Source organism: Peptoclostridium acidaminophilum DSM 3953, assembly GCF_000597865.1.
Taxonomy (GTDB): Bacteria; Bacillota; Clostridia; order Peptostreptococcales; family Peptostreptococcaceae; genus Peptoclostridium_A; species Peptoclostridium_A acidaminophilum.
Window position 1 is genome coordinate 43474 of the sequence record NZ_CP007452.1, and the last position, 25691, is coordinate 69164.

The following is a 25691-nucleotide window of genomic DNA, read 5'->3' on the forward strand; positions in this document are numbered from 1 at the left end:
CTCCAATTAAGTTATATTCTATTATTAACCCTTTAACCCGCAGCGAAACAATATACTATTTAGGCGGAATCAGTTTGTAGCGAATCAAAAAAACTGCAGGCAGTATATAGCACATAAGAGCATATGGAGCGAGCTGGCCATAGCTAATGCCAAGGAGCGAGCAGGCGAGTATGGAGTTTATGTTCCAAGGTATTAGGGCTACGGTGAATGTTCCAAGGTCCGATATGGCATGCACCAGGCATTCAAGCCTGACCCGAAGTTTTTCATAATTGTTTTTTAGAAACTGGCTGGGAACTATTATGCCTATTGTCTGGTTGCAGGTAATAACATTTATAAGAAAGCTTATCATTCCGCTTTGGACAACAAGGCCGTATTTTGTGTTTATAGTCTTTGAAAACATATCTATTGCGTTTTCAAAAAGCTCAAGCCTGCTTAGGAGGCCCACATAAGCTGTGGCAAGGATTATAGTGGCGAGCACCTTAAGCATCGAGATGAATCCCCCTCCGGCAAGAGTCATTGAAGTGCCTGAAGCCGAAAAGCCCACAAGGCTGGCTTTGACAAGCTCAAGCGGAGTTGCGTGCTGGAATGCCATTGCCACGATAAAGGCCGAAGCTATTGAACATGCAAGCGCCGTGCTAGTCTTAAGCCTTAGGAATATGAGTGCAAAAAGAAGGATTACGGGGATAATGCAAAATAGACCCAGGCTGAAATTGGCGCTTAAAAAATCAAGAGAGTCTTTGATTTTATCATAGTCCCTTGGAATTTGGCTTAAGCCCAGAGCGTAAAATGCTGCGCAGGAGATTAGGAATGCCGGAATCAGACTCGAGTTCATACTCTTTATATTGAGCACAGGGTCTGTATCGGTCATTTCCGTCACCAAATTGAAGGCGCTCGATATGGGAGAAGATCGGTCACCTATATAGGATCCTGATATTATGGCTCCTGCAAGAATTGTCGTGTCTATGCCAAGGCTTCTTCCAATCGCCATCAGCACCACGCCCATGGTAGAGAGGCTGCCCATTGAGCTTCCAAGGCTCATTGAAATAATGGTCATTATCAAAAATGAAGCGAGTATGAAGTTGTAATTTTTAAGGACATTAAGGCCAATATACATAAGATATGGTATTGTTCCTGATTTTATCCAGACAGACGTCAGGACGCCTATGAGTGAAAGTATTATAAGCACATTTTTTGCAGAGAGAGCGCCATAGACTATTGCGCGGTTGAGATCCCTTGGGCGGGCTCCCCCAAGCAGTGCTGAAATGTATATATACGCAAGCGAAAGCGCCAGTGCAATATACACGGGCGTTTTGAAAAATATTGAGATTGATATTATAATCAGCGATATTGCAAGTTTCTCCATTTGACACCCGTCCTCGTGATAAATAGATTGCCTTCGCTCCAACTGTAAATGTGCATATTGGAGTTGAACTGCTTGTGGATTATTTTTGTTATGTATTAGCTATTATGATGTAAAATAGATTATAATATAATACTAATCTTTTTTAAAAAATATTAAAATAGATTGTTTTGTAATTTTGCCTTTGAACTACCGCCACCTGTGCTAAAGCTTAGAGGTGGACGGATTCCTAAGAATACCGCTCCAACGAGCAGTTTATTATTAGGCTAACCCCGTAGTTCCTACGGTTAGAAGCCTTAGGGCTTCGTTTTTAAGATTTATGCTTGCGTTAATATCTCTGTCATGGTTTGCTCCGCACTCAGGACAAGTCCACTCTCTGACAGAGAGATTCTTAACGTCTTTGTTCTTGTAACCGCAATCAGAACACAATTGGCTTGAGGCAAAGTTCTTGGCTACGATGACGACTTGCTTGCCGTACCAATTGGCTTTGTATTCAAGCATTGTCCTGAACTCCGACCAAGACACCTCGGATATGGCTTTGGCCAGCTTGCCGTTTTTGAGCATGTTGGATACCTGCAAATCCTCAATTCCGATGATGTCGTGGTTTTTGACTATCTCGGCAGAAATTTTGTGCAGATAATCTGCTCTGGCACTAGCTATATGCTCATGTATTCTGGCAACCTTTACTCTTTGCTTGTGCCAGTTGTTTGAGAACTTAATACGCCTTGACAGTATGCGTTGCTCTCTTGCAAGCCTTGCTTCAAGCGTTCTGAAGAACTTGGGATTCTCGTATGCTGTGCCATCTGAAAGTATGGCGAAATCTTTCAGCCCTACGTCTATTCCGCATGAAGAATTCGACTTGGGCAGCTCTTGCACTTCTGCTTCGACAAGCACAGATACAAAATATTTGCCGGATGGATTGAGTCTTATGGTTGCACTTAGAATCCTGCCATCGACTTCTTTGGACTTGGCAAATTTGATTAGACCAAGCTTAGGCAGTTTGATTTTGTCGCCTGCAATGGCTATGTTGCCATTGGTACATTTTGTAGTATACGACTGCACTTTGTTTTTTTTGGATTTGAAACGCGGAGCGTCATTCTGCTTCTTGAAGAAACGGTCGAAAGCATCGCCAAGATTCCTTAGGGAAGATTGTAGGGCTATGCTGTCTACTTCCTTGAGCCACACAAGTTCTTTTTTGAGTTGGGTCATTTGCACAGAGCAAGAATTATATGTCAAGCCCTTGCCTGTTTGTCTGTATTCGTTATTCCAAGCATTCAGGAAGTGGTTGAACACAAAGCGGCTACAGCCTATTGTTTTGGCTATCAGTTCTCTTTGCTTGCTACTTGGATATATGCGGAACTTGTATGCTTTGTTAATTAGCATTGTTTTTCACCTCCGTGTGTGACATATAAGGCTGATTGCTACTATTATATGTATACCCTGAAGCGGATACAAAAAACATAATTTGAAAACATTAGGCGATTCATCCCCCACCTAAAGAGGTGGGAGTATTCTCGCCCTAACACAGATAAAATCAAAAGGTGTGAAATATATGAATGAGTTTTTACCGATATCAATTGAAGACGCAAGAGCCAGAGGGTGGGACGAGCTGGATTTTATAATAGTCAGCGGAGATGCATACGTAGACCATCCCTCGTTTGGAACGGCAATTATTGGAAGGGTGCTTGAAAGCAGAGGCTACAGGGTGGGTATTCTTGCCCAGCCGGACTGGAGAAGCGAAGAGGCTTTCAAGGCGCTGGGAAGGCCTAAATACGCATTTCTTGTCGGAACCGGCAACATAGACTCTATGGTAAGCCACTATACGGCTGCCAAGAAAAGAAGGAGCCAGGACAGCTACTCTCCGGGCGGAAAGGCCGGCTTAAGGCCTGACCGCGCCCTTATAACGTATTGCAACATGATAAGGAAAGTATACAAGGATGTTGCCATAGTAGCGGGCGGCATAGAGGCGAGCCTTAGAAGATTTGCCCACTATGATTACTGGGATGACAAGGTTAGGAGCTCGGTGCTTTTAGACAGCGGTGCGGACATTATCGTATACGGCATGGCTGAAAAGCAGATTGTAGAGGTGGCTGAAGCCCTGGCCTCGGGTATAGAAGCAAAATATATAAACTATATGGCTGGAACCGTATGTAAAATAAGCGACATAGGCTATCTGTCAGGGGAGTGCATAGAGGTGCCCTCGTATGAGCAGGTTTGTGAAAGCCATGAAAAATACGCGCAGGCTTTCAAGCTTCAGTACGATAACCAGGACCCCATAAGGGGAAAGGTGCTTGTTCAAAAGCACGGCTCAACCTACGTTGTGCAAAATACGCCGGCGATGCCCTTAAGCAGGGAAGAGCTCGATGAAGTGTACAGGTTGCCCTTTGCAAGGACATATCACCCGTCGTATGAAAAAATGGGCGGGGTGCCGGCTATTGCGGAGGTCAAGTTCAGCATTCTCTCTGAAAGGGGCTGCTTCGGTTCGTGCTCTTTTTGTGCCATAGGATTCCACCAGGGCCGCATAGTCCAGTCAAGGAGCCATGAATCGATACTCGAGGAAGCTGAGCTTATGGCCGGCGACAAGGACTTCAAGGGGTATATACATGACGTGGGAGGCGCAACAGCCAACTTTCGTGAGCCTTCATGCAAAAAACAGCTAAGAGTGGGCACATGTAAAAACATGCAGTGCCTTTATCCGAAGCCCTGCAAAAATATTACTGTGGATCACAGTGACTACCTGAGCTTGCTGAGAAAGCTGCGCGCAGTAAAAGGCGTGAAGAAGGTGTTCATAAGATCCGGGATAAGGTACGACTATCTTATGGCTGACAAGGACAGAAAAGGCATACTAAAAGAGATATGCAGCCACCATGTGAGCGGGCAGCTCAAGGTTGCGCCTGAGCACATAAGCCAGAATGTTCTAAAGCGCATGAGAAAGCCGGGCGGAGATATATTCAAAAAATTCGTCGATGAATATGAAAAGGTCAACAAGGAGTTGGGAAAAAACCAGTATATGGTGCCGTATCTGATGTCGTCACATCCTGGAGCAACTCTGAGTGATGCCATAGAGCTGGCTGTATACCTTCATGACTCCGGACTCTATCCAGAGCAGGTACAGGATTTTTACCCTACGCCGGGAACCCTATCGACTGCCATGTATCATACGGGGATAGACCCAATGACAATGGAGAAGGTTTATGTAGCTAAAAGCTATGAAGAAAAGGCTATGCAGAGGGCGCTTCTCCAGTATAGAAACCCCAGAAACCACAATATTGTGGTCAAGGCTTTGAAGACTGCAGGGAGGTTTGACCTTATAGGGTATGGCAGGGAATGCCTTGTGAGGCCTCTAAGGGAGGAAGCCGGCGATTCAAAACAAGGCGAGCGTAAGAGCAAGACGGGAAAGTCAGGCGATGTGAATTCAAGAACTAAAGGCAAGAATGATAAAGCAAGAAAGCGCAGACGTTAAATAGATAAACAGAGCAAAGCCTGGATTTAGAGTGGATAAGAGCTTTTGAATCCAGGTTTTTATATTTACAGGCAGCAAAAAATATAAAAACCATTGACTTGTGGAGCATAAGCTGATAAAATAATTTTTGCTGTCGGGGAATGCGAGAGCACAGACAGTGAAAAGAGAACAGAAAAAAGGGCTTGACGGAAGTCGAGTTCGGTGATAAAATAATTAAGTCACATCGCAAATTGAACCTTGAAAACTAAACAGCAGGCTTATTTTTTAAAGATGGCAAAGCCATCGAAATTATTTAAAGTCAGTGAGACATCGCAAGATGTCAAAGTGAGCTAAAGGGACATAGTCCCAAGGATTTCTTTTTAAGAGTTTGATCCTGGCTCAGGATGAACGCTGGCGGCGTGCTTAACACATGCAAGTCGAGCGAACAAAGCGGGAGGGAGTCTTCGGACGAAGCCCCGCTGCGTGAGCGGCGGACGGGTGAGTAACACGTGGGCAACCTGCCCTATGCACAGGGATAACGCACCGAAAGGTGTGCTAATACCGGATAAAGCGAGATGTCCGCATGGACGACTCGCCAAAGCTTTTGCGGCATAGGATGGGCCCGCGTCCCATTAGCTAGTTGGTGAGGTAACGGCTCACCAAGGCTGCGATGGGTAGCCGACCTGAGAGGGTGATCGGCCACACTGGAACTGAGACACGGTCCAGACTCCTACGGGAGGCAGCAGTGGGGAATATTGCACAATGGGCGAAAGCCTGATGCAGCAACGCCGCGTGAGCGATGAAGGCCTTCGGGTCGTAAAGCTCTGTCCCAAGGGAAGATAATGACGGTACCTTGGGAGGAAGCCCCGGCTAACTACGTGCCAGCAGCCGCGGTAATACGTAGGGGGCAAGCGTTATCCGGAATCACTGGGCGTAAAGGGTGCGTAGGCGGTCTTGCAAGCCAGAGGTGAAAGGCTATGGCTCAACCATAGTGAGCCTTTGGAACTGCCGGACTTGAGTACAGGAGAGGAAAGTGGAATTCCTAGTGTAGCGGTGAAATGCGTAGATATTAGGAGGAACACCAGTGGCGAAGGCGACTTTCTGGACTGTTACTGACGCTGAGGCACGAAAGCGTGGGGAGCGAACAGGATTAGATACCCTGGTAGTCCACGCCGTAAACGATGAGTGCTAGGTGTCGGGGGTCAAACCTCGGTGCCGCAGCTAACGCATTAAGCACTCCGCCTGGGGAGTACGCTCGCAAGAGTAAAACTCAAAGGAATTGACGGGGACCCGCACAAGCAGCGGAGCATGTGGTTTAATTCGAAGCAACGCGAAGAACCTTACCTGGACTTGACATCCCTTTGACCGCTTCGTAACGGAAGCTTTCTCTTCGGAGACAAAGGTGACAGGTGGTGCATGGTTGTCGTCAGCTCGTGTCGTGAGATGTTGGGTTAAGTCCCGCAACGAGCGCAACCCCTATCTTTAGTTGCCAGCACTTAGGGTGGGCACTCTAGAGAGACTGCCGAGGACAACTCGGAGGAAGGTGGGGATGACGTCAAATCATCATGCCCCTTATGTTCAGGGCTACACACGTGCTACAATGGGCGGTACAACGGGTTGCGAGCTCGCGAGAGCAAGCCAATCCCTTAAAGCCGTTCTCAGTTCGGATTGCAGGCTGAAACTCGCCTGCATGAAGTCGGAGTTGCTAGTAATCGCGGATCAGAATGCCGCGGTGAATGCGTTCCCGGGTCTTGTACACACCGCCCGTCACACCATGGGAGTCGGGGGCGCCCGAAGTCAGCTGTCCAACCGCAAGGGGGAGGCTGCCGAAGGTGAAACTGATGACTGGGGTGAAGTCGTAACAAGGTAGCCGTATCGGAAGGTGCGGCTGGATCACCTCCTTTCTAAGGAGAAATAGCCTGCTGTTTAGTCTTGAGGGCTCAAGCCTTCAAAATTGAACAGCTTTTTTTATGCGTGGGGGTATAGCTCAGTTGGGAGAGCACCTGCCTTGCAAGCAGGGGGTCATGAGTTCGAATCTCATTATCTCCACCATTTGTACCTTGAAAACTGCATAGCTTTAGATAAAATGGTCAAGTTATTAAGGGCATAAGGCGGATGCCTTGGCACTAGGAGCCGATGAAGGACGCGGTAAGCTGCGATAAGCTTCGGGGAGACGCAAGCAGTCATTGATCCGAAGATTTCCGAATGGGGAAACCCACATGGAGTAATGTCCATGTATCATTAGATGAATACATAGTCTAATGAGGGGAACCCGGGGAACTGAAACATCTAAGTACCCGGAGGAAGAGAAAGAAAAATCGATTCCCTAAGTAGCGGCGAGCGAAAAGGGAAGAGCCCAAACCGACGAGGTTTACCTTGTCGGGGTTGCGGATATGCCATCACGTGGCGGCTATTGTAATCGAAGAGGTCTGGAAAGGCCCACCATAGAAGGTAACAGTCCTGTAGATGAAACAAGAAGGCCACAGGCATACTCCAGAGTACCACGGGACACGTGAAACCCTGTGGGAAGCTGGGGGGACCACCCCCCAAGGCTAAATACTACCTAGTGACCGATAGCGCATAGTACCGTGAGGGAAAGGTGAAAAGAACCCCGGGAGGGGAGTGAAATAGAACCTGAAACCTTATGCCTACAAACTGTGGAAGCACATTATTAGTGTGACCGCGTACTTTTTGTAGAACGGGCCAACGAGTTACGGTATGTAGCAAGGTTAAGGGCTTTGAGGCCTGGAGCCGCAGCGAAAGCGAGTCTTAAATGGGCGTTTAGTTACATGCTGTAGACCCGAAACCGGGCGACCTATCCATGGACAGGATGAAACGAAAGTAAAATTTCGCGGAGGTCCGAACCCACGCACGTTGAAAAGTGCGGGGATGAGCTGTGGATAGCGGTGAAATTCCAATCGAGCCCGGAGATAGCTGGTTCTCCCCGAAATAGCTTTAGGGCTAGCCTCGGACGTAGAGACATGGAGGTAGAGCACTGAATGCCCTAGGGGCCCTATGGGTTACCGAAGGCTATCAAACTCCGAATGCCATGAACTTTTATCCGGGAGTCAGTCTGTGGGTGATAAGGTCCATAGACAAGAGGGCAACAGCCCAGACCATCAGCTAAGGTCCCAAAGTGTGGATTAAGTGGAAAAGGATGTGGGATTGCACAGACAACCAGGATGTTGGCTTAGAAGCAGCCACTCATTCAAAGAGTGCGTAATAGCTCACTGGTCGAGTGATCCTGCGCCGAAATATTCTCGGGGCTAAAATCCACCACCGAAGCTATGGATCCGAAAGGATGGTAGGGGAGCGTTGTATAAGGGGCGAAGCTGTACCGAAAGGAGCAGTGGACTTTATACAAGTGAGAATGTTGGCATGAGTAGCGAGAGGTGGGTGAGAATCCCACCGGCCGAAAACCCAAGGTTTCCAGAGGAAGGTTCGTCCTCTCTGGGTTAGTCGGGGCCTAAGCCGAGGCCGAAAGGCGTAGGCGATGGACAACGGGTTGATATTCCCGTACCACCAACCACCATTTGAGTGATGGGGTGACACAGTAGGATAGGCCATCCTTCAGCTGGTTTTGAAGGTCCAAGCGTCAAGGGAGTCATGGTAGGCAAATCCGCCGTGGCAATTCTGAGGCGTGACGGGGAGCGAAATTTAGTAGCGAAGTGGTTGATTTCACACTGTCAGGAAAAGCCTCTAGCGAGGTGGAAGGTGCCCGTACCGCAAACCGACACAGGTGGGTGAGGAGAGAATCCTAAGGCTAGCGAGAGAACTATTGTTAAGGAACTCGGCAAAATTACCCCGTAACTTAGGGAGAAGGGGTGCCCCGTTAGTGTGCAAGCATGAGGGGGCCGCAGAGAATAGGCCCAAGCGACTGTTTACCAAAAACACAGGTCTCTGCTAAGTCGCAAGACGAAGTATAGGGGCTGACGCCTGCCCGGTGCTGGAAGGTTAAGGGGATGTGTTAGAGCAATCGAAGCACTGAACTTAAGCCCCAGTAAACGGCGGCCGTAACTATAACGGTCCTAAGGTAGCGAAATTCCTTGTCGGGTAAGTTCCGACCCGCACGAAAGGCGTAACGATTTGGGCGCTGTCTCAACAATAGACTCGGTGAAATTGTAATGTGAGTGAAGATGCTCACTACCTGCGACAGGACGGAAAGACCCCGTGGAGCTTTACTGCAGTTTGGCATTGGATTTCGATGCTGCATGTACAGGATAGGTGGGAGGCTTGGAAGATGGAACGCAAGTTTCGTTGGAGCCGACGTTGGGATACCACCCTTGCAGTATTGAGGTTCTAACCATGTACCGTGAATCCGGTACTGGGACACTGTCAGACGGGCAGTTTGACTGGGGCGGTCGCCTCCCAAAGTGTAACGGAGGCGCCCAAAGGTTCCCTCAGCACGGTCGGAAATCGTGCGAAGAGTGTAAAGGCAAAAGGGAGCTTGATTGCGAGACATACAGGTCGAGCAAGGACGAAAGTCGGGCTTAGTGATCCGGTGGTTCCGAGTGGAAGGGCCATCGCTCAACGGATAAAAGCTACCCCGGGGATAACAGGCTTATCTCCCCCAAGAGTCCACATCGACGGGGAGGTTTGGCACCTCGATGTCGGCTCGTCTCATCCTGGGGCTGGAGTAGGTCCCAAGGGTTGGGCTGTTCGCCCATTAAAGAGGCACGCGAGCTGGGTTCAGAACGTCGTGAGACAGTTCGGTCCCTATCCGTCGCAGGCGCAGGAAATTTGAAGGGAGCTGTCCCTAGTACGAGAGGACCGGGATGGACGTACCGCTGGTGTACCAGTTGTCGTGCCAACGGCACAGCTGGGTAGCTATGTATGGAATGGATAAGCGCTGAAGGCATCTAAGCGCGAAGCCAACCTTAAGATAAGATTTCCCACTTTTATAGGTAAGATCCCAGGAAGACTACCTGGTTGATAGGCCCAGGGTGTAAGTGCAGCAATGCATTCAGCTGATGGGTACTAATAGATCGAGGACTTGACCAAGTCTAAAGCATGCAGTTTTGAGGGTGCAAACCTTCAAAAAGCTATTGACAAACACGGTGTGCCGTGCTAAAATAGTAAAAGTCCGCAAGGACAATCTGGTTGCAACAGCGAAGAGGCTACACCTGTTCCCATGCCGAACACAGAAGTTAAGCTCTTCAGCGCTGATGGTACTTGGATCGAAGGGTCCCGGGAGAGTAGGACGCAGCCAGATGATATTCCGGAGTAGCTCAATGGCGGAGCAATCGGCTGTTAACCGAGAGGTTGTGGGTTCGAATCCCACCTCCGGAGCCACAAAGTCACTGCAATGACGCGGGGTGGAGCAGTTGGCAGCTCGTCGGGCTCATAACCCGAAGGTCGTAGGTTCGAGTCCTACCCCCGCAACCAAAATCAAGGCCCTATGGTCAAGCGGTTAAGACACCGCCCTTTCACGGCGGTAACCCGGGTTCGAACCCCGGTAGGGTCACCATTAGTTTCACATTTCGTGGGAGCATAGCTCAGCTGGGAGAGCATCTGCCTTACAAGCAGGGGGTCACAGGTTCGAGCCCTGTTGCTCCCACCAAATTCGGTCCGGTAGTTCAGTTGGTTAGAATGCCAGCCTGTCACGCTGGAGGTCGAGGGTTCGAGCCCCTTCCGGATCGCCATTTAAATTTGCTGGTGTAGCTCAATTGGCAGAGCAACTGACTTGTAATCAGTAGGTTGCGGGTTCAAGTCCCATCACCAGCTCCATAGTCGGAGGGATTCCCGAGTGGCTAAAGGGGGCAGACTGTAAATCTGTTGGCACCGCCTTCGCTGGTTCGAATCCAGCTCCCTCCACCAAAAATATGCGGGTGTAGCTCAGTGGTAGAGCCCCGGCCTTCCAAGCCGGTTGCGAGGGTTCGATCCCCTTCACCCGCTCCATATTAAGATGCGCTTGTAGCTCAGTAGGATAGAGCAACGGCCTTCTAAGCCGTGTGTCCGGGGTTCGAATCCCTGCAGGCGCGCCACTTTAGGTGTTGGGGATTCGCCAAGTCGGTAAGGCACAGGACTTTGACTCCTGCATGCGCTGGTTCGAGTCCAGCATCCCCAGCCAACTAATATGACCCATTAGCTCAGTCGGTAGAGCATCTGACTTTTAATCAGGGTGTCCCGCGTTCGAGTCGCGGATGGGTCACCAGTTTCAAAATTGGCAACAAACAATTGAAATGTACGGAGGGGTACCGAAGCGGTCATAACGGGGCGGTCTTGAAAACCGTTAGGGTGCAAGCCCACGTGGGTTCGAATCCCACCCCCTCCGCCATAAGCAAGCCCAGATAGCTCAGTCGGTAGAGCAGGGGACTGAAAATCCCCGTGTCGGTGGTTCGATTCCGCCTCTGGGCACCATTTTAAAATCAAGCAAAGCAATCTTGGCGGCATAGCTCAGCTGGCTAGAGCGTTCGGTTCATACCCGAAAGGTCACAAGTTCGATCCTTGTTGCCGCTACCAAGATGGGCCTTTAGCTCAGTTGGTTAGAGCGCCCGGCTCATAACCGGTAGGTCCGGGGTTCGAGTCCCTGAAGGCCCACCATCTTATTGTAAGCTTGCTTGATTCAAATTCGAGGTGTAGCGCAGTTTGGTAGCGCACGTGGTTTGGGACCATGGGGCCGGGGGTTCGAGTCCCTCCACCTCGACCAACAAATATGGTGGGTATAGCTCAGGTGGTTAGAGCGCCAGATTGTGGCTCTGGAGGCCATGGGTTCGAGTCCCATTATCCACCCCATATTTACACGATCCATTAGCTCAGTCGGTAGAGCATCTGACTTTTAATCAGGGTGTCCCGCGTTCGAGTCGCGGATGGATCACCAATTGATGAGGCGGCATAGCCAAGTGGTAAGGCAGAGGACTGCAACTCCTTAACCTCCAGTTCGAATCTGGATGCCGCCTCCAATTAACAACTTAATGTGCGGGTGTGGCGGAATTGGCAGACGCGCTAGACTTAGGATCTAGTGTCCAGTACGTGGGGGTTCAAGTCCCTCCACCCGCACCATTTTTTTATTTTTAAGGTTTTTGCGCTCATAGCTCAACTGGATAGAGTGTCTGACTACGAATCAGAAGGTTCGGGGTTCGAGTCCCTGTGGGCGCACCAATAAACCAATAAGACAAGGCTTTCAAAGGATGGTAATCTTTTGGAGGCTTTTTTAGTTATATCATTTATGGCTGCGAAAGGAACGAATATGTGCTATGTATATATGCTTTTATGCAGTGATGGCAGCCTCTATACAGGCTGGACAAGCGACCTCGAAAGAAGATTTAAGATGCACAGCGATGGGAAAGCGTCAAAGTATACCAGGGCCCGGCTCCCGGTAAGGCTTGTCTATTTCGAGGAAATAGAATGCAGGATAGAGGCGCAAAAACGCGAATGGGAGATAAAAAAGTTCAGCAGGAAGCAAAAGCTGGCATTGATAGAGAGCAGAAGCAACAAATTTGCTGCATTAGGGATTAGGCATGAATAAAACGCGCATCAGAGTGATTTTCTCTGGTGCGTTTTTTATTTCAATAAAAAATGCTTTTAAAAAATATTATAGGGGTATACTTTAAACAAATGCATGCTTTTTTAATAAAAGTATGCGTGAATAATACACGATAAGGGGAATAATCGAAAAGAAAAGGGGGAATTTGTATGGATTCATTTGCTATCAGTCAGTTCATGTCACTCTATTTCACAAAGATACTAGGGGCGGTAGCCATACTTGTCATAGGCCTTTTGCTGGCTAAATATATAGCATCAGGCATTGGCAAGCTGATTGAAAAAAGTCCCAAAATAAACGAATGGGTAAACAAGTTTTTTGGGGAAACTGAACGGGAAATCAAATTCGGCAAAATTGTAGTCAAGACTATCTACTATATCCTTATGATATTTGTAATAACTGCCGTATTTGAAGCGCTGGGATTCACAATTTTGACAGAGCCCCTCAACAAGTTCCTGGGCAATATATCCAGCTTCATACCTCAAATAATCGGAGCCGTAATACTGCTTGCAGTAGCGTGGATTTTTGCAAGGATAGTCAAATTTTTTGTGCTGAAGGGACTGGCGCTTGTAAAATTTGATGAGAAAATGGCGGTGGCTGAGGGCAGAACCCCAATATCCCAGGCTATAGCTGAAATTGCATATTGGTTTGTATTCCTGATATTCCTTCCAGGAATCTTAAGCGCGCTTTCGCTTGGAGGTATACTCCAGCCAGTTCAGAACATGCTCAACAAGATTCTGGCGGTGCTTCCAAACCTTATAGGAGCAGGGTTAATAATAGCTATAGGTTGGTTCATAGCCGGAAAGATAAGGGAAGCCGCAGCGCAAATACTGAAATCTGTTGGAATAGATAGAATAGGCAAGGAAGAAGAGGAAGAAAAGAACAGGCTATCAGAGATAATAGCGAACATAGTGTATGTGCTCATACTCATACCTGTGCTTGTAGCGGGACTTGACATGATAGGCCTTTCGGCTGTAACAAGACCGGCCACAAACATGCTTGACAGAGTGCTTGCATTCATTCCAAACCTGTTCTCTGCATTTGTAATAATATATGTGGCATATTTCATAGGTCGTCTTCTTGGAGACCTTGTCACAAGACTTCTAGGCAAGATGGGGATAGAAAAGCTGCTTGCAGACATGGGGCTCATAACAACCGAAGGCGCCAAAACAACAATTTCTGCAATGGCAGGAAATTTTGTTAAGATAGCAATAGTGTTCTTCGCAGCACTAGAAGCCGCAAACATACTCGGACTAGACATGCTTGCAGGGCTTGTAGATCAGTTCATTGTACTTGTTGGACATATTATACTTGGGCTTGTGATAATAGGCGTAGGTCTTTATATAGCACAGATGGTTGCGTCTATTATAAGCAGTAAAAAATCCGCATCCTCTGACATGCTTTCAGCGATAGCAAGGATATCGATAATAGTGCTTGCAATAGCAATGGGACTCAGACAGATGGGGATAGCCAATGAGATCATAAACATGGCATTTGGATTTACAATAGGAGCAGTCGCAGTGGCAGCAGCGATAGCTTTTGGAATAGGCGGAAAGGAAGTTGCAGCAAAGGCGCTTGCTAAGCTAGAGAAGAAACCCGAAGAATAAAGCAAACAAATAAGGGCATTAAAAAAAGACATCTCCAATGTTCCACGTGAGATGTCTTTTTTAGTTCGAAATATTAATGTTAATGTCTAGGTCAATATCTGATTCCATAATGCACCACCCTTTTTATTTATTAGAATTCAAAGCTGCCGCATCCAAAATAATTGCAGTTGTTTTGAGAAACCTCGTGTCTGAATTCAGAAGTATTGCTAGATTCGTTTTCAAGAGAGCTATAGTCTACAGCAGGTGAGTATACATCGTATGCATTTTCGTTTGAGTGTTTTTTTGAGTTTTCCATAAAATTATTCCTCCCAGATTTTAAATAGATGGTTAACCTTGCAAGTTTGCTAAAGCGGGATACTAGTAAAGCTCGAAGTTTCCGCAGCCAAAGAAGTTAACAGGTGCGTTTACAACATCGTTTCTAAGCTCTTCCTCGAATGATTTGCCGCTTGTAAAAAGTGAGCTGAAGTCCACGCTGTAAGAAGCAGGCTCGAAACATTTTTCGTCTGAGTACATATCGAATTTCTTTTCCATAATAATATTCCTCCCAAGTAATTAAATATGATTGACATTGCGAATACACAGAATATTCTGATAATTTGGAGATAAAAAAAAGCACTCGACTCTATGAACGTGTATAAGACATCCATAGGGACGAAAGCTTATGCTTCGCGGTACCACCCTACTTTGCGGATTGAAAATCCGCCTCGCCGTTCAGGTCAAATTAACCCTAGCCATATAACGCTGGCGTACGTCCAAATCTACTAGATTTCGAAATGGAAGTTCTGGAGTGATTATTGTATGCCGCTTGACGCTAATTTCCACCAACCATTAGCTCTCTATAGTCTTGCCGAGGCATTTTTGTCTCCGTCATAACTTTTCTGAATATTCTGCACGTTTATCTTACAATTGTTATTATATAATGAGACCCAAAACAATGTCAACAGGTTTTTGAAAAATATTTTAGAATTTTCTGAAAATAAATTAAATATATAGGGGGGCATATTATTCAAAAATAATAGCATAAGAGATGAAGTGGCAGGACCTTTGGAAGAAACGATTTCCGAAAATGAGCGCTTAAAAACTTATCAGAAAATTCATTTTTTTTAGAAAAAAGCATAGACAAGTCTGGTAAAGGCTGATAGAATACTTATCAACAAGTCAATTCCATAACATGCAACGAAGGAGAGCGCATTTTACAGGCAAGCTAAAGAGAGTCGGCGGATGGTGCAAGCCGATGCTTCAGAGAAGATGCTACTAGCTCCAGAGCACCGCTTTTGAAATAGCAGTAGGAAGCGGCGGATGGTACCGTTAAAGACCGGGACATAGAGAATGTCCGTTAAAGAGAGGCTTTCACAGGCAATTAGGGTGGTACCGCGAGCATATTCGTCCCTGAACATTGAGTTCAGGGACGTTTTTTATTCCCATAAAGAAAAAGTAAATGAAAAATTCAAACATATATATATAATATATGCAACGAAGGAGAGCGCATTTTACAGGCAAGCTAAAGAGAGTCGGCGGATGGTGCAAGCCGATGCTTCAGAGAAAATGCTACTAGCTCCAGAGCACCGCTTTTGAAATAGCAGTAGGAAGCGGCGGATGGTACCGTTAAAGACCGGGACATAGAGTGTCCATTAAAGAGAGGCCTTCACAGGCAATTAGGGTGGTACCGCGAGCATACTCGTCCCTGAACATTGAGTTCTGGGGCGTTTTTTATTACTCAAAAGGGATGTATTTTATATTCGGAATACAAAAGACATGAGGGGGATAACAATGGCAAAGCAAATAAAGATATTCGACACGACTCTTAGGGACGGAGAGCAGTCTCCGGGCTGCAGCATGAATCTTAATGAGAAGATACAAATGGCAAAGCAAATAGAGAAGATGAAGGTAGACGTAATAGAGGCCGGATTTGCAATAGCGTCAAAGGGTGACTTCGAGTCTGTAAGCGAAATAGCAAGAAATATAAAGGAAGCGAGGGTGGCGAGCCTTTCGAGAGCGCTTAAAAAAGACATAGACTGTGCATGGGATGCGGTAAAGCATGCAAGGCTTCCAAGGATACACACCTTCATAGCCACATCAGATATACACATGAAATACAAGCTCAAGATGAAGCCTGAGGATGTAATGGCGCAGGCTGTTGAAATGGTAAAATACGCAAAAGCCTACTGCGAGGACATAGAGTTCTCGGCAGAGGATGCCACAAGAAGCGACAAAGAGTTTTTATACAGGATAATAACAAAGGTAATAGACGCCGGTGCTACAGTAGTAAATATTCCAGACACCGTCGGCTACACAACGCCGGAGGAATACTTCAATCTTATAACGGGGATAAGAGAAAACGTGCCGAACATTCACAAGGCGGATATATCGGTTCACTGTCACAACGACCTTGGAATGGCCGTGGCCAACACTCTTGCGGCAGCAAGAGCCGGTGCGACACAGCTTGAGTGCACTATAAACGGAATAGGCGAGAGGGCGGGCAATGCGGCTCTTGAAGAAGTCGCAATGGCGCTGAACACAAGAAAAGACATATACGGCGCAGTTTGCAACATCGATACTACTCAGATAATGAGATCCAGCAGCCTTTTGACTTCAATAACAGGGGTCAAGGTTCAGCCTAACAAGGCTATAGTCGGAGCAAATGCATTTGCACACGAATCGGGCATACATCAGCATGGAATGCTTCAAGAGCAAAGCACGTATGAGATAATGACTCCTGAATCCATAGGATTAAACAAGAACAAGATGGTGCTTGGAAAGCACTCGGGAAGACATGCCTTCGAAGACAAGCTAAGGGATATGGGCTATGAGCTTACAAAGGAAGAGCTTGAAAAGGCATTTGAAAAATTCAAGACGCTTGCCGACAAGAAAAAAACCATATTCGACAAGGATATCGAAGCCATAATAGCCGAGGATTTTGCAACGGAAGTTAGCGAGGCTTATCAGCTTGAAAGCTTCATAATAAACAGCGGCAACGCTATAACTTCTACTGCTACAATCGCCCTTAGACATGATGGCGAGATTCTCGAAGAGGTGGCTGCGGGAGACGGGCCGGTAGACGCATCCTTCAAAGCCATAGAGAAGATAATAGGCAAGAAGCTTAATCTTCATGACTACACAATACATTCCGTCACAAGCGGCAAAGATGCCCAGGGAGAAGCCAGCGTAAAGCTCTCGCACAAGGAAAGGGTGTACAAGGGCAAGGGGCTTAGCACGGACATACTCGAGGCGAGCATAAGGGCTTATATAAACTGCGTAAACAAGATGGAATATGACAATGCGCTGGGCGGCAGCGAGACAGCATAACAAAAAAGGTGCAATCTGAAAATGCAGAAAATTTGAAATTTTAAGTAAACGACTGGAGGAAGAATAAATGGGAATGACTATGACTCAAAAGATTCTTGCAAAGCATGCCGGAATTGAAAGTGTAGCATCGGGACAGTTCATAGAGGCAGATCTTGATATGGTGCTTGGAAACGACATCACAGCACCTGTTGCCATAAAGGAATTCGAGAAGATGGGCGCAAAGGATGTGTTCGACAAATCGAAGGTTTCGATAGTGCCGGATCACTTCACACCAAACAAGGATATTAAGACTGCGCAGCAGTGCAAGTTTATAAGGGAGTTTTCGATGGAGAAGGGTATTGAAAACTATTTCGAAATAGGCGAAGTGGGAATTGAGCATGCGTTGCTTCCTGAAAAGGGTCTTGTGGTTGCAGGAGATGTAGTCATCGGAGCAGACTCGCACACATGCACATACGGAGCACTCGGAGCCTTCTCTACAGGAGTGGGCAGCACCGACATGGCGGCGGGAATGGCGACAGGCAAGGCCTGGTTCAAGGTGCCAAGCGCAATCAAATTCAACGTCACAGGCAGCCTTCAAAAATGGGTGAGCGGCAAGGATGTAATACTCCACATAATCGGAATGATAGGAGTCGACGGAGCACTATACAAGTCGATGGAGTTTTCGGGAGATGGAATCAAGAACCTTACAATGGATGACCGCTTCACTATAGCCAACATGGCAATAGAGGCAGGAGCCAAGAATGGGATATTCCCGGTGGACGAGCAGACGGTTGAATATATCAGAGAGCACTCAAAAAGAGAATATGTAGCTTATGAGGCTGACGAGGACGCCGCATACGACGAGGTGTACGACATAGATCTTGCAAGCATAAGGCCTACGGTAGCATTTCCACATCTTCCTGAAAATACCAGGACAATAGACGAGGTGGGAGACATTCCAATAGACCAGGTTGTAATAGGTTCGTGCACAAACGGAAGAATAAGCGACCTCAGGGCGGCGGCAGAGGTGCTAAAGGGCAGGAAGGTCAAGAAGGGCGTGAGGGTCATAATATTCCCGGCAACTCAAAGCATATACCTTCAGGCCATGAAGGAAGGCCTTATGGAGATATTCATAAATGCAGGAGCCATAATAAGCCCGCCAACGTGCGGTCCGTGCCTTGGAGGGCATATGGGAGTGCTTGCGGAGGGCGAGCGCTGTGTGGCCACTACCAACAGGAACTTCGTAGGAAGAATGGGCCATGTGGAATCCGAGGTATACCTTGCAAGTCCGGCGGTGGCAGCGGCATCTGCGGTTGCAGGCAAAATAGCGGGACCTGAGGATTTGGACTAGAAAGCTAGATTAAATGAAGATAATTATAAATGAAAATCCAAATAAACTGAGATTAGACTATTAGGATATAAAGGAGAGATAACGATGAAAAACATGGAAAATGAAAATAAATTCAACGCTATAGATGACATGGGCGGAGCGGCTTTAGAGAGCAGTCAGGCAGCCGAGTTTTCAGCAAATGGAATAGTTAAGGACCAGATGCACATGCCTTGCAGCGGCATCAATTTCTTTGGTTGCGGTGCAGGGGGGGAGTTTTAATGGGAAAGGCATTCAAGTACGGAGACAACGTTGATACGGACGTCATAATCCCCGCAAGGCATCTTAACACCTCTGAGCCTTCGGAGCTTGCAAAATTCTGCATGGAGGACATAGACAAGGACTTTGTAAAGAATGTGCAGCCGGGCGATGTCATGGTTGCCGGAGAAAATTTTGGCTGCGGCTCATCAAGGGAGCACGCACCTATAGCTATAAAGGCGAGTGGAATAACGTGCGTAATAGCTTCTTCATTTGCAAGGATTTTCTACAGGAATTCGTTCAACATAGGGCTTCCTATATTCGAGTCAAAGGAGGCTTCAGAAGGCATACAAATGGGTGACGAAGTGAGTGTTGACTTTGAAACGGGAGAGATAACGAATATCACAAGGGGCGAGAAATATCAGGCCCAGCCTCTGCCTGAGTTCATGAGAGGGATAATAGATGCTGATGGTCTTATAAACTATATCAAGAAAAACATAAATTAGGAGGAGCCAATGGAATATAAAATAGCAGTTGCAGCCGGAGACGGAATAGGGCCGGAGATAGTGGAGCAGGCAATCAGCGTGCTTGAGCGGATAGGAGAAAAATTCGGACACAAATTCACATATGAAAATGTGGCAGTCGGCGGAGCGGCCATAGACTGCTGTGGCGATCCGCTTCCGGAAGAGAGCCTTGAGGTATGCAAAAGAAGCGATGCAGTGCTTCTTGGAGCTGTAGGAGGACCTAAATGGGACTCCCTCGAGAATGCCAAAAGGCCTGAAAAAGGGCTGCTTAGATTAAGACAATCGCTTGGCCTTTATGCAAACATAAGGCCGGCGGTGCTCTACAAGGAGCTGGCCGATGCGTGCCCGCTTAAAGAAAGCATCATAAAAGACGGAATTGATATATGCGTAGTAAGGGAGCTTATGGGCGGAATATATTTTGGCGAAAGAGGCCAGAGGCAGGGCAAATACGGAGCCGAGGCGTTCGACGAGGAATGCTACAGCGAATACGAGGTTGAAAGGATTGCCAGATCAGCCTTTGAAATGGCAAGAAAAAGAAGGAACAAGGTAACAAGCGTAGACAAGGCCAATGTGCTTGAAAGCTCGAGACTCTGGAGAAGGGTTGTCGAGAAGGTTGCAGCGGAGTTCCCGGACATCGAGCTTGAGCATATGTATGTGGACAATGCATCAATGCAGCTTATAAAAAATCCGTCAGGCTTTGATGTGCTGCTTACCACGAACATGTTCGGAGACATACTCTCGGACGAGGCAAGCATGATAACGGGCTCCATAGGAATGCTACCTTCGGCAAGCCTTGGCACAGAAGGCGTGCACATGTATGAGCCTATACACGGCTCGGCTCCGGACATAGCCGGAACTAGAAAGGCAAATCCAATAGCAACAATACTATCGTGTGCCATGATGCTAAGGAGTTCATTCAATCTGAGTGACGAGGCGCAGGCAATAGAAAAGGCGGTCGAAGGCGTTTTGGAAAAGGGCCTTAGAACGCCGGACATAATGAGCCAGGGCATGACTCTCGTGGATACAGTCCAAATGGGAGAAGAAATAGCCAAGCTTATTTAGAAGCGGTAGGGTTTTGAAGGAGGGATTGTAGTGTGCAGGACATATTGCATAATGGCTGAAGACGGAGCGGAATCGCTTCTTAGGATAGTAGGAATGCTCAGAAGAAAGAAATTCGATATCAAAAGCATAAACATGCAACCATCTGAAGCGAGCTGCGGCTCAAATCTTATAATTTCAATAAACGAAATTGCAGGGTGCAGCGCAGGAGATGTAATGAATCATGTGAAAAAGCTTTTTGGAATAAAAAAAATAACAGAACTCAGGGAGGAAAAGTAAAATGGCAAAAATGTACTATGAAAAGGACGCAGATATGAATCTATTAAAGGGCAAGAAGGTTGCAGTTATAGGCTACGGCAGCCAGGGTCACGCCCATTCGCTCAACATGAAGGAGAGCGGGCTTGACGTTGTAATAGGACTGCATGCAGGCAGCAAGTCGGCGCAGAAGGCAAAGGCGGCAGGACTTGAGGTTATGAGCGTAGCAGATGCAGCAAAGGCAAGCGACGTAATAATGATATTAATACCTGACGAGAAGCAAAAGAGCGTGTATGAAAGTGAAATAGCTCCGAACCTGAAAGCGGGCAAGGCGCTTGCGTTCGCACACGGCTTCAACATACACTTTGGACAGATAAACCCTCCATCAGACGTGGACGTATTCATGGTTGCGCCAAAGGGACCAGGGCACCTTGTAAGAAGGGTATACCAAGAGGGCAAGGGAGTTCCTGCGCTTTTCGCGGTGCATAATGACGCGAGCGGCAAGGCAAGAGACATGGCAATGGCATATGCAATGGCCATAGGATCTGCAAGAGCGGGAGTGCTTGAGACTACATTCAAGGAAGAGACTGAAACAGACCTTTTCGGAGAGCAGGCAGTGCTTTGCGGAGGCGCGACAGAGCTTATAAAGGCGGGCTTCGACACTCTTGTGGCGGCTGGCTACCAAAAGGAAGTTGCATACTTTGAGTGCCTTCACGAGCTAAAGCTAATAGTAGACCTTCTATACGAAGGAGGCTTCGAGAAGATGAGATACAGCATATCAGACACAGCGGAGTACGGAGACTACGTGACAGGCAAGAGAGTAGTAAACGAGGAAACAAGAAAAGAGATGAAAAGAGTGCTTGAAGACATACAATCAGGCGAGTTCGCAAGGAACTGGCTGCTTGAGAACATGCTTGGCAGGCCAATGTTCAACGCCACAAAGCAAAAAGAGCTTGAGCATCCAATAGTAGAGGTGGGCAAAGAGCTAAGAGGCATGATGTCCTGGATAAAAGAATAATAGTAAATAAGTATAGAGGATTGCAAGAAAGGATGTGCAGAAATGAAGAACGGGGCTAATGCGATAATAGATGTATTGATAGAAATGGGTGTTGACACTGTATTTGGATATCCAGGAGGAGCCGTCGTCCCGCTTTATGATGCACTATACAGCAGAAAAGATGAAATAAGGCATATAAGGACTTCTCATGAGCAGGGCGCATCGTTTGCAGCCGACGGCTATGCAAGGGCCACAGGCAATGTGGGTGTATGCATAGCCACGTCAGGGCCAGGCGCGACAAACCTTATAACAGGTATAGCCGGGGCGTACATGGATTCGGTGCCAATGGTTATAATAACAGGGCAGGTGGCATCACCGCTGCTTGGAAAAGACTCGTTCCAGGAGATAGACATAGCAGGGATGACTTTTCCTATAACAAAGCACAATTATGTCATAAGCGATGCTAAAAAGCTTGTCCAGTCGCTGAGGGAGGCGTTCCTTATAGCTAGAACGGGCAGACCTGGGCCTGTGCTCATAGACATACCAAGGGATATTTTCCTAAGTGATGTCGAATGCGAATGTAAAATGCAAAGCTGCGGACTTAATTACGAGTCGGGCCGCCTTGATGAAGGGGACATCGAATCGGCAGCAGATATGATAAAAAATGCTAACAGGCCGGTAATATACGCAGGCGGAGGCGTGCTCAGGGGAAAGGCGGCTCCGGAGCTTTTAAGGCTGGCAGAGAAGGGTAGTATCCCTGTTGCAAACACGCTCATGGGTATATCATCCTTCCCTGGAAGCCACGATCTTTCACTTGGGCTTTCGGGCATGCATGGGCATGTGCATGCAAACAGGGCTCTTGCTGAAAGTGATCTTGTAATTGCAATAGGGGCAAGATTCAGCGACAGGGGCCTTGGGAAGCAGGACACAAGCGGCAAGAATGTAATCCACATAGATATAGACGATACAGAAATGGGGAAAAATGTAGAGAGCAGCATTTTTATCAGGGGAGACATAAAAAAGATCATTTCGATGATTACGGAAAAAATAACTCTATGCGAAAAAGGTCAGTGGCTAGAGGAGATTTCATGCTGGAGTAGAAAAGCAGCTCATACGGAGCGCGGAGGATTCACGCCGAAACTAATAATAGAAAAGCTTTCGTCGCTGTATGATGACCCAATCGTGGCGACAGACGTAGGGCAGCACCAGTTGTGGACTGCCCAGAACTGGAAATTCGATTCTCCGGGAAGCCTGCTCACGTCGGGAGGACTTGGAGCAATGGGCTACGGACTAGGCGCCGCCATTGGAGCCAAGTTTGCAAGGCCGGACAAGAAAGTGATCCTTATAACCGGAGATGCCAGTTTCAAGATGAATATGAACGAGCTTGCAACCGTTTCAGCCTACAAGATACCAGTGCACATAGTTATACTCAACAACAGAGCTCTTGGAATGGTAAGGCAGCTCCAGACTGTATTCACAGAAAGCAGATACAGCGAGGTCGACGTATTTGACGAGCTTGATTTTGTTTCGCTTGGAAAAGCGTTCAACATCGATTCGCGCAGAGTGCGCAGCATTGAGGAATTGGAGCAGGCGGTAGCAGAGCTCCAGGCTGACAAAAGCGCAATAATTGAGTGCGTAATAGACAAGGAAGAGTTGGTTACTCCGATGGTAAGGCCCGGCGCCGGCATAGGGGAATTTGTATTTGAATAAAACATAATAATATATGCCTGCCCGCGATAATATCCGCGGGTAGGCATAATAAAGTGGCTTATAGTGCTAAAGGTAAATTTTCTGATAATTAGCAGGAAATTTGTTGACAGGGCGGAGTAAAAGAGATAAAATGAGTTTCAAGAAAAATTATCCGAAGGCTATGTGGCCAGGGATAAAGCAGTATGGCTCAGATTTAGTCAGATTTAGACTTTAGAGATTTGTAGGGACAAGCAGTACGGTAGGATATGGAGGAAAAATCATGAAGAGTCTTGTTGGAAATCAAAATAGCGAAAACAAACTGAATGCAAAACAATTCGACTTTTACTTTTTTAGCTGGGGCTATTACTTTTTTAGCGCTGGTTATTTTGCATTCAACAGAATATTCGATATGTTTTCCGATGAGAGTTTAAAAGGCAAAAAGTTGATGGCCGGATTGAAGCCGGGCGCAGCCTCTGTATAGCGAATCTAAAAATGATAAGCTAACGGGTCTCATTGAGAAATCAGTGAGGCCCTTTTTGTTTTCAATTTATTTCCATTTTAATGAAGGAGGAAAAGTGATGGATGTCAGAATAGCGGTAGTTACGAAGGATGGAAGGCTTTCAGAAACAACATCGCAAGGTATAGAAATACTAAAAAAGGTTACAGGTTCTCATGGACACAGGTTCAGGTTCAATATGCTCAATGATCTTGGGCAGACAGAAATAGACGAGTGCAAAAAAAGCGATGCAGTAATAATAGGGCACCACAGCTTAAATGAAGCCGGAGTAAGGGAGCTTAGAACTCAGCTTGGCGCAGTTGCAAGGCTTATGCCGCTAGGAACTCATGAAAACTGCGAAGGCGGCGAGGTTCCAAATGAAATGTTAGGGCTCATAAGCAGAAGCCTCCATGGAGTCAAACCACTAAGGGCCGCCATGTCAATGGACGGGGAGCTGATAATAAGGGCTGACTTGTTTTCAAAAGAAGTTGTAAAGAACGCCTCGGGACTAACTCCTTATGCAGTTGTTTGTAAAAGCGGAATAGACATGCATGGAATAGACACAGGGGTATGGAAGGAAGAAGCCAACATAAAAAACCCTGCAGCAGCGGTAATGGCCTGCGCGATGATGCTAAGACACACATTCAACCTTGAAACGGAGGCGCAGGAACTCGAAGCAGCGCTCAGAAGCGTACTTAAAAGTGAGTGTCCTGAAGAGATGATACACGGCATGTTGCTTGAGGAGCTAGGCCACAGCAATGCCAAAAGGCAACCAGCCTAAAGGGCATAAATGACAAGTACAGATAAACTAAAAATAACTATAGATTTGGATAATTGTGATAGATAAAAGCACAAAAAATAAAAAGAGAAAAATAGGGGGAGAATAAAATGGTTATAGTAATAAAGCCAGGCACAAGCCAGGAAGAGATAGACCTGCTAAAGGGAAGAATACAAAAGCTGGGAATACAGGTGCATGAAGTAAAGAGAGAGGTGCAAAGCATATTGGGCCTTATAGGGGATACAAGAAAGATTGATCCGGACACAATTCAGGCAGACAAGAGAGTGGAAAAAATAGTCCACATTCAGGAGCCTTTCAAGAAGGCCAACAAGCTCTTCAAGCAGGAAGAAACAGTAATAGATGTGAGCGGTAACAAGATAGGCGGCAAGCATTTTGCGGTTATAGCAGGTCCGTGCTCAGTTGAGAGCACAGAGCAGATAATATCGATAGCCAAGGATGTCAAGGCGGCAGGCGCTAGATTCTTAAGAGGAGGAGCGTTCAAGCCGAGAACGTCTCCATACAGCTTCCAGGGGCTAAGGGAGGAAGGGCTTGACATGCTGCTTGAGGCAAGGGCTGCTACAGGGCTTCCAATAGTGACAGAGATAATGTCGCCCCACCATATCGAGCTTTTCGAGAAGCATGTAGACGTAATACAGGTTGGAGCAAGGAACATGCAAAACTTCGAGCTTCTAAAGGAACTTGGAGCGACAACAAAGCCTATACTTCTTAAAAGAGGTCTTTCATCTACAATCGAGGAACTGATAATGTCAGCTGAATACATCATGGCGAGCGGAAATGAAAAGGTCATACTTTGCGAGAGGGGCATAAGAACCTTCGAGCAGTTCACAAGGAATACGCTGGACCTTAGCGCCATACCGGCCATTAAAAAGCTAAGCCACCTTCCGGTCATAGTAGATCCAAGCCATGCGGCAGGACACCATTGGATGGTTGAGCCTCTCTCGAAGGCTGCTGTAGCGGTAGGAGCAGACGGCCTTATGATAGAGGTGCACAACGACCCGGCAAATGCAAAATGCGACGGACCTCAGTCGCTCAAGCCGGAAAAATTCCAGAGGCTTATGGAAATATTAAAGCAGCTAGTTAAAATAGAAGGCAAGGAAATGTAGCAAAGAC

At 47.1% G+C, this 25691-nt stretch carries 18 protein-coding genes, 22 tRNA genes, 3 rRNA genes and 3 other annotated features; of the genes, 39 read left to right on the top strand and 4 right to left on the bottom strand.

What is annotated here, in order from left to right; genetic code table 11:
- Nucleotides 1-55 precede the first annotated feature (55 nt).
- Nucleotides 56-1363, bottom strand: a complete 1308-nt coding sequence (locus tag EAL2_RS00225; RefSeq protein WP_025434461.1) for a Na+/H+ antiporter NhaC family protein — start codon at nt 1361-1363, stop codon at nt 56-58.
- A gap of 258 nt (nt 1364-1621) precedes the next feature.
- Entirely contained in the window at nt 1622-2743 is a 1122-nt protein-coding gene (tnpB, locus tag EAL2_RS00230; protein WP_025434462.1) for an IS200/IS605 family element RNA-guided endonuclease TnpB, read from the bottom strand.
- Nucleotides 2744-2912: 169 nt separating this feature from the next.
- Here tnpB and EAL2_RS00235 point away from each other — a divergent pair, with 169 nt between their 5' ends.
- The 28 genes from EAL2_RS00235 (at nt 2913) to EAL2_RS00370 (ending at nt 13892) form a co-directional block, all read left to right on the top strand.
- Complete coding sequence (locus EAL2_RS00235; protein ID WP_025434463.1) at nt 2913-4823, top strand: YgiQ family radical SAM protein; 1911 nt, start codon at nt 2913-2915, stop codon at nt 4821-4823.
- 355 nt (nt 4824-5178) lie between these two features.
- Nucleotides 5179-6706: ribosomal RNA gene (locus EAL2_RS00240) — 16S ribosomal RNA — on the top strand.
- A 72-nt stretch (nt 6707-6778) separates the two neighbouring features.
- Nucleotides 6779-6854 (top strand) — tRNA-Ala (locus EAL2_RS00245).
- A 36-nt stretch (nt 6855-6890) separates the two neighbouring features.
- A 23S ribosomal RNA gene (locus EAL2_RS00250) occupies nt 6891-9803 on the top strand.
- A gap of 94 nt (nt 9804-9897) precedes the next feature.
- Nucleotides 9898-10014: ribosomal RNA gene (gene rrf / locus EAL2_RS00255) — 5S ribosomal RNA — on the top strand.
- The 16S, 23S and 5S rRNA genes sit together here with 22 tRNA genes alongside, the layout of an rRNA operon.
- A gap of 5 nt (nt 10015-10019) precedes the next feature.
- Nucleotides 10020-10094, top strand: a tRNA-Asn gene (locus EAL2_RS00260).
- 17 nt (nt 10095-10111) lie between these two features.
- A tRNA-Met gene (locus EAL2_RS00265) sits at nt 10112-10187 on the top strand.
- Between the two features lie 7 nt (nt 10188-10194).
- Nucleotides 10195-10269: transfer RNA gene (locus EAL2_RS00270), tRNA-Glu, on the top strand.
- Between the two features lie 17 nt (nt 10270-10286).
- Nucleotides 10287-10362, top strand: a tRNA-Val gene (locus tag EAL2_RS00275).
- 5 nt (nt 10363-10367) lie between these two features.
- A tRNA-Asp gene (locus EAL2_RS00280) sits at nt 10368-10444 on the top strand.
- 9 nt (nt 10445-10453) lie between these two features.
- Nucleotides 10454-10529, top strand: a tRNA-Thr gene (locus tag EAL2_RS00285).
- Nucleotides 10530-10534: 5 nt separating this feature from the next.
- Nucleotides 10535-10619: transfer RNA gene (locus EAL2_RS00290), tRNA-Tyr, on the top strand.
- A gap of 7 nt (nt 10620-10626) precedes the next feature.
- Nucleotides 10627-10700: transfer RNA gene (locus EAL2_RS00295), tRNA-Gly, on the top strand.
- Nucleotides 10701-10709: 9 nt separating this feature from the next.
- A tRNA-Arg gene (locus EAL2_RS00300) sits at nt 10710-10786 on the top strand.
- A 10-nt stretch (nt 10787-10796) separates the two neighbouring features.
- A tRNA-Gln gene (locus EAL2_RS00305) sits at nt 10797-10872 on the top strand.
- Between the two features lie 8 nt (nt 10873-10880).
- Nucleotides 10881-10956, top strand: a tRNA-Lys gene (locus EAL2_RS00310).
- 34 nt (nt 10957-10990) lie between these two features.
- A tRNA-Ser gene (locus EAL2_RS00315) sits at nt 10991-11079 on the top strand.
- Between the two features lie 7 nt (nt 11080-11086).
- Nucleotides 11087-11162 (top strand) — tRNA-Phe (locus EAL2_RS00320).
- Between the two features lie 25 nt (nt 11163-11187).
- A tRNA-Met gene (locus tag EAL2_RS00325) sits at nt 11188-11264 on the top strand.
- Between the two features lie 4 nt (nt 11265-11268).
- Nucleotides 11269-11345: transfer RNA gene (locus tag EAL2_RS00330), tRNA-Ile, on the top strand.
- A 29-nt stretch (nt 11346-11374) separates the two neighbouring features.
- Nucleotides 11375-11451: transfer RNA gene (locus EAL2_RS00335), tRNA-Pro, on the top strand.
- Between the two features lie 9 nt (nt 11452-11460).
- A tRNA-His gene (locus tag EAL2_RS00340) sits at nt 11461-11537 on the top strand.
- Between the two features lie 9 nt (nt 11538-11546).
- A tRNA-Lys gene (locus EAL2_RS00345) sits at nt 11547-11622 on the top strand.
- Between the two features lie 8 nt (nt 11623-11630).
- Nucleotides 11631-11704: transfer RNA gene (locus tag EAL2_RS00350), tRNA-Cys, on the top strand.
- Between the two features lie 16 nt (nt 11705-11720).
- Nucleotides 11721-11804, top strand: a tRNA-Leu gene (locus tag EAL2_RS00355).
- A gap of 22 nt (nt 11805-11826) precedes the next feature.
- Nucleotides 11827-11903 (top strand) — tRNA-Arg (locus EAL2_RS00360).
- Nucleotides 11904-11991: 88 nt separating this feature from the next.
- On the top strand, nt 11992-12270 hold the full coding sequence (locus tag EAL2_RS00365) for a GIY-YIG nuclease family protein (protein ID WP_025434464.1): 279 nt from the start codon (nt 11992-11994) through the stop codon (nt 12268-12270).
- 167 nt (nt 12271-12437) lie between these two features.
- Nucleotides 12438-13892, top strand: coding sequence for a mechanosensitive ion channel (locus tag EAL2_RS00370; RefSeq protein WP_025434465.1), 1455 nt, complete (start codon nt 12438-12440; stop codon nt 13890-13892).
- A gap of 130 nt (nt 13893-14022) precedes the next feature.
- Here the strand turns inward: EAL2_RS00370 and EAL2_RS15395 are convergent, their stop codons facing one another.
- Together EAL2_RS15395 and EAL2_RS15400 are read right to left on the bottom strand one after the other, a co-directional pair.
- The gene (locus EAL2_RS15395; RefSeq protein WP_158408864.1) at nt 14023-14187 is read right to left on the bottom strand and encodes a hypothetical protein; all 165 of its coding nucleotides are present in this window, start codon (nt 14185-14187) and stop codon (nt 14023-14025) included.
- 62 nt (nt 14188-14249) lie between these two features.
- Nucleotides 14250-14423 (bottom strand): hypothetical protein, encoded by a 174-nt coding sequence (locus EAL2_RS15400; protein WP_158408865.1) that lies wholly within the window; start codon nt 14421-14423, stop codon nt 14250-14252.
- A 113-nt stretch (nt 14424-14536) separates the two neighbouring features.
- Nucleotides 14537-14772, bottom strand: a binding site (T-box leader).
- Between the two features lie 287 nt (nt 14773-15059).
- Nucleotides 15060-15286: a binding site (T-box leader), on the top strand.
- 70 nt (nt 15287-15356) lie between these two features.
- Nucleotides 15357-15581 (top strand) — a binding site (T-box leader).
- 81 nt (nt 15582-15662) lie between these two features.
- Between EAL2_RS15400 and EAL2_RS00380 the strand changes: the two genes are divergently transcribed.
- From EAL2_RS00380 to aroF, 11 genes are all read left to right on the top strand, one after another.
- Complete coding sequence (locus tag EAL2_RS00380) at nt 15663-17198, top strand: 2-isopropylmalate synthase (RefSeq protein WP_025434467.1); 1536 nt, start codon at nt 15663-15665, stop codon at nt 17196-17198.
- Between the two features lie 67 nt (nt 17199-17265).
- The gene (gene leuC / locus EAL2_RS00385; RefSeq protein ID WP_025434468.1) at nt 17266-18528 is read left to right on the top strand and encodes a 3-isopropylmalate dehydratase large subunit; all 1263 of its coding nucleotides are present in this window, start codon (nt 17266-17268) and stop codon (nt 18526-18528) included.
- An 84-nt stretch (nt 18529-18612) separates the two neighbouring features.
- On the top strand, nt 18613-18786 hold the full coding sequence (locus EAL2_RS15405) for a hypothetical protein (protein ID WP_158408866.1): 174 nt from the start codon (nt 18613-18615) through the stop codon (nt 18784-18786).
- Nucleotides 18786-19268: a 3-isopropylmalate dehydratase small subunit gene (gene leuD, locus EAL2_RS00390; RefSeq protein ID WP_025434469.1), complete on the top strand. Its 483-nt coding sequence runs from the start codon at nt 18786-18788 to the stop codon at nt 19266-19268. Before EAL2_RS15405 ends, leuD begins: the two co-directional genes overlap by 1 nt.
- Before the next feature lie 9 nt (nt 19269-19277).
- A complete protein-coding gene (leuB, locus tag EAL2_RS00395) occupies nt 19278-20348 on the top strand; it encodes a 3-isopropylmalate dehydrogenase (protein WP_025434470.1) in 1071 nt (356 codons plus the stop codon).
- A gap of 30 nt (nt 20349-20378) precedes the next feature.
- On the top strand, nt 20379-20624 hold the full coding sequence (locus tag EAL2_RS00400) for an ACT domain-containing protein (RefSeq protein WP_025434471.1): 246 nt from the start codon (nt 20379-20381) through the stop codon (nt 20622-20624).
- Between the two features lies 1 nt (nt 20625).
- Nucleotides 20626-21618 carry a ketol-acid reductoisomerase gene (gene ilvC, locus EAL2_RS00405; RefSeq protein ID WP_025434472.1) on the top strand — a complete coding sequence of 331 codons (993 nt, stop codon included), beginning with the start codon at nt 20626-20628 and terminating at the stop codon, nt 21616-21618.
- A 42-nt stretch (nt 21619-21660) separates the two neighbouring features.
- Nucleotides 21661-23307: a biosynthetic-type acetolactate synthase large subunit gene (ilvB, locus tag EAL2_RS00410; RefSeq protein ID WP_025434473.1), complete on the top strand. Its 1647-nt coding sequence runs from the start codon at nt 21661-21663 to the stop codon at nt 23305-23307.
- A 259-nt stretch (nt 23308-23566) separates the two neighbouring features.
- Nucleotides 23567-23767: a hypothetical protein gene (locus EAL2_RS00415; protein ID WP_025434474.1), complete on the top strand. Its 201-nt coding sequence runs from the start codon at nt 23567-23569 to the stop codon at nt 23765-23767.
- 97 nt (nt 23768-23864) lie between these two features.
- Nucleotides 23865-24563: an isocitrate/isopropylmalate family dehydrogenase gene (locus EAL2_RS00420; RefSeq protein WP_025434475.1), complete on the top strand. Its 699-nt coding sequence runs from the start codon at nt 23865-23867 to the stop codon at nt 24561-24563.
- A gap of 107 nt (nt 24564-24670) precedes the next feature.
- Nucleotides 24671-25684, top strand: a complete 1014-nt coding sequence (aroF, locus tag EAL2_RS00425) for a 3-deoxy-7-phosphoheptulonate synthase (RefSeq protein WP_025434476.1) — start codon at nt 24671-24673, stop codon at nt 25682-25684.
- The last annotated feature ends 7 nt before the right edge of the window (nt 25685-25691 follow it).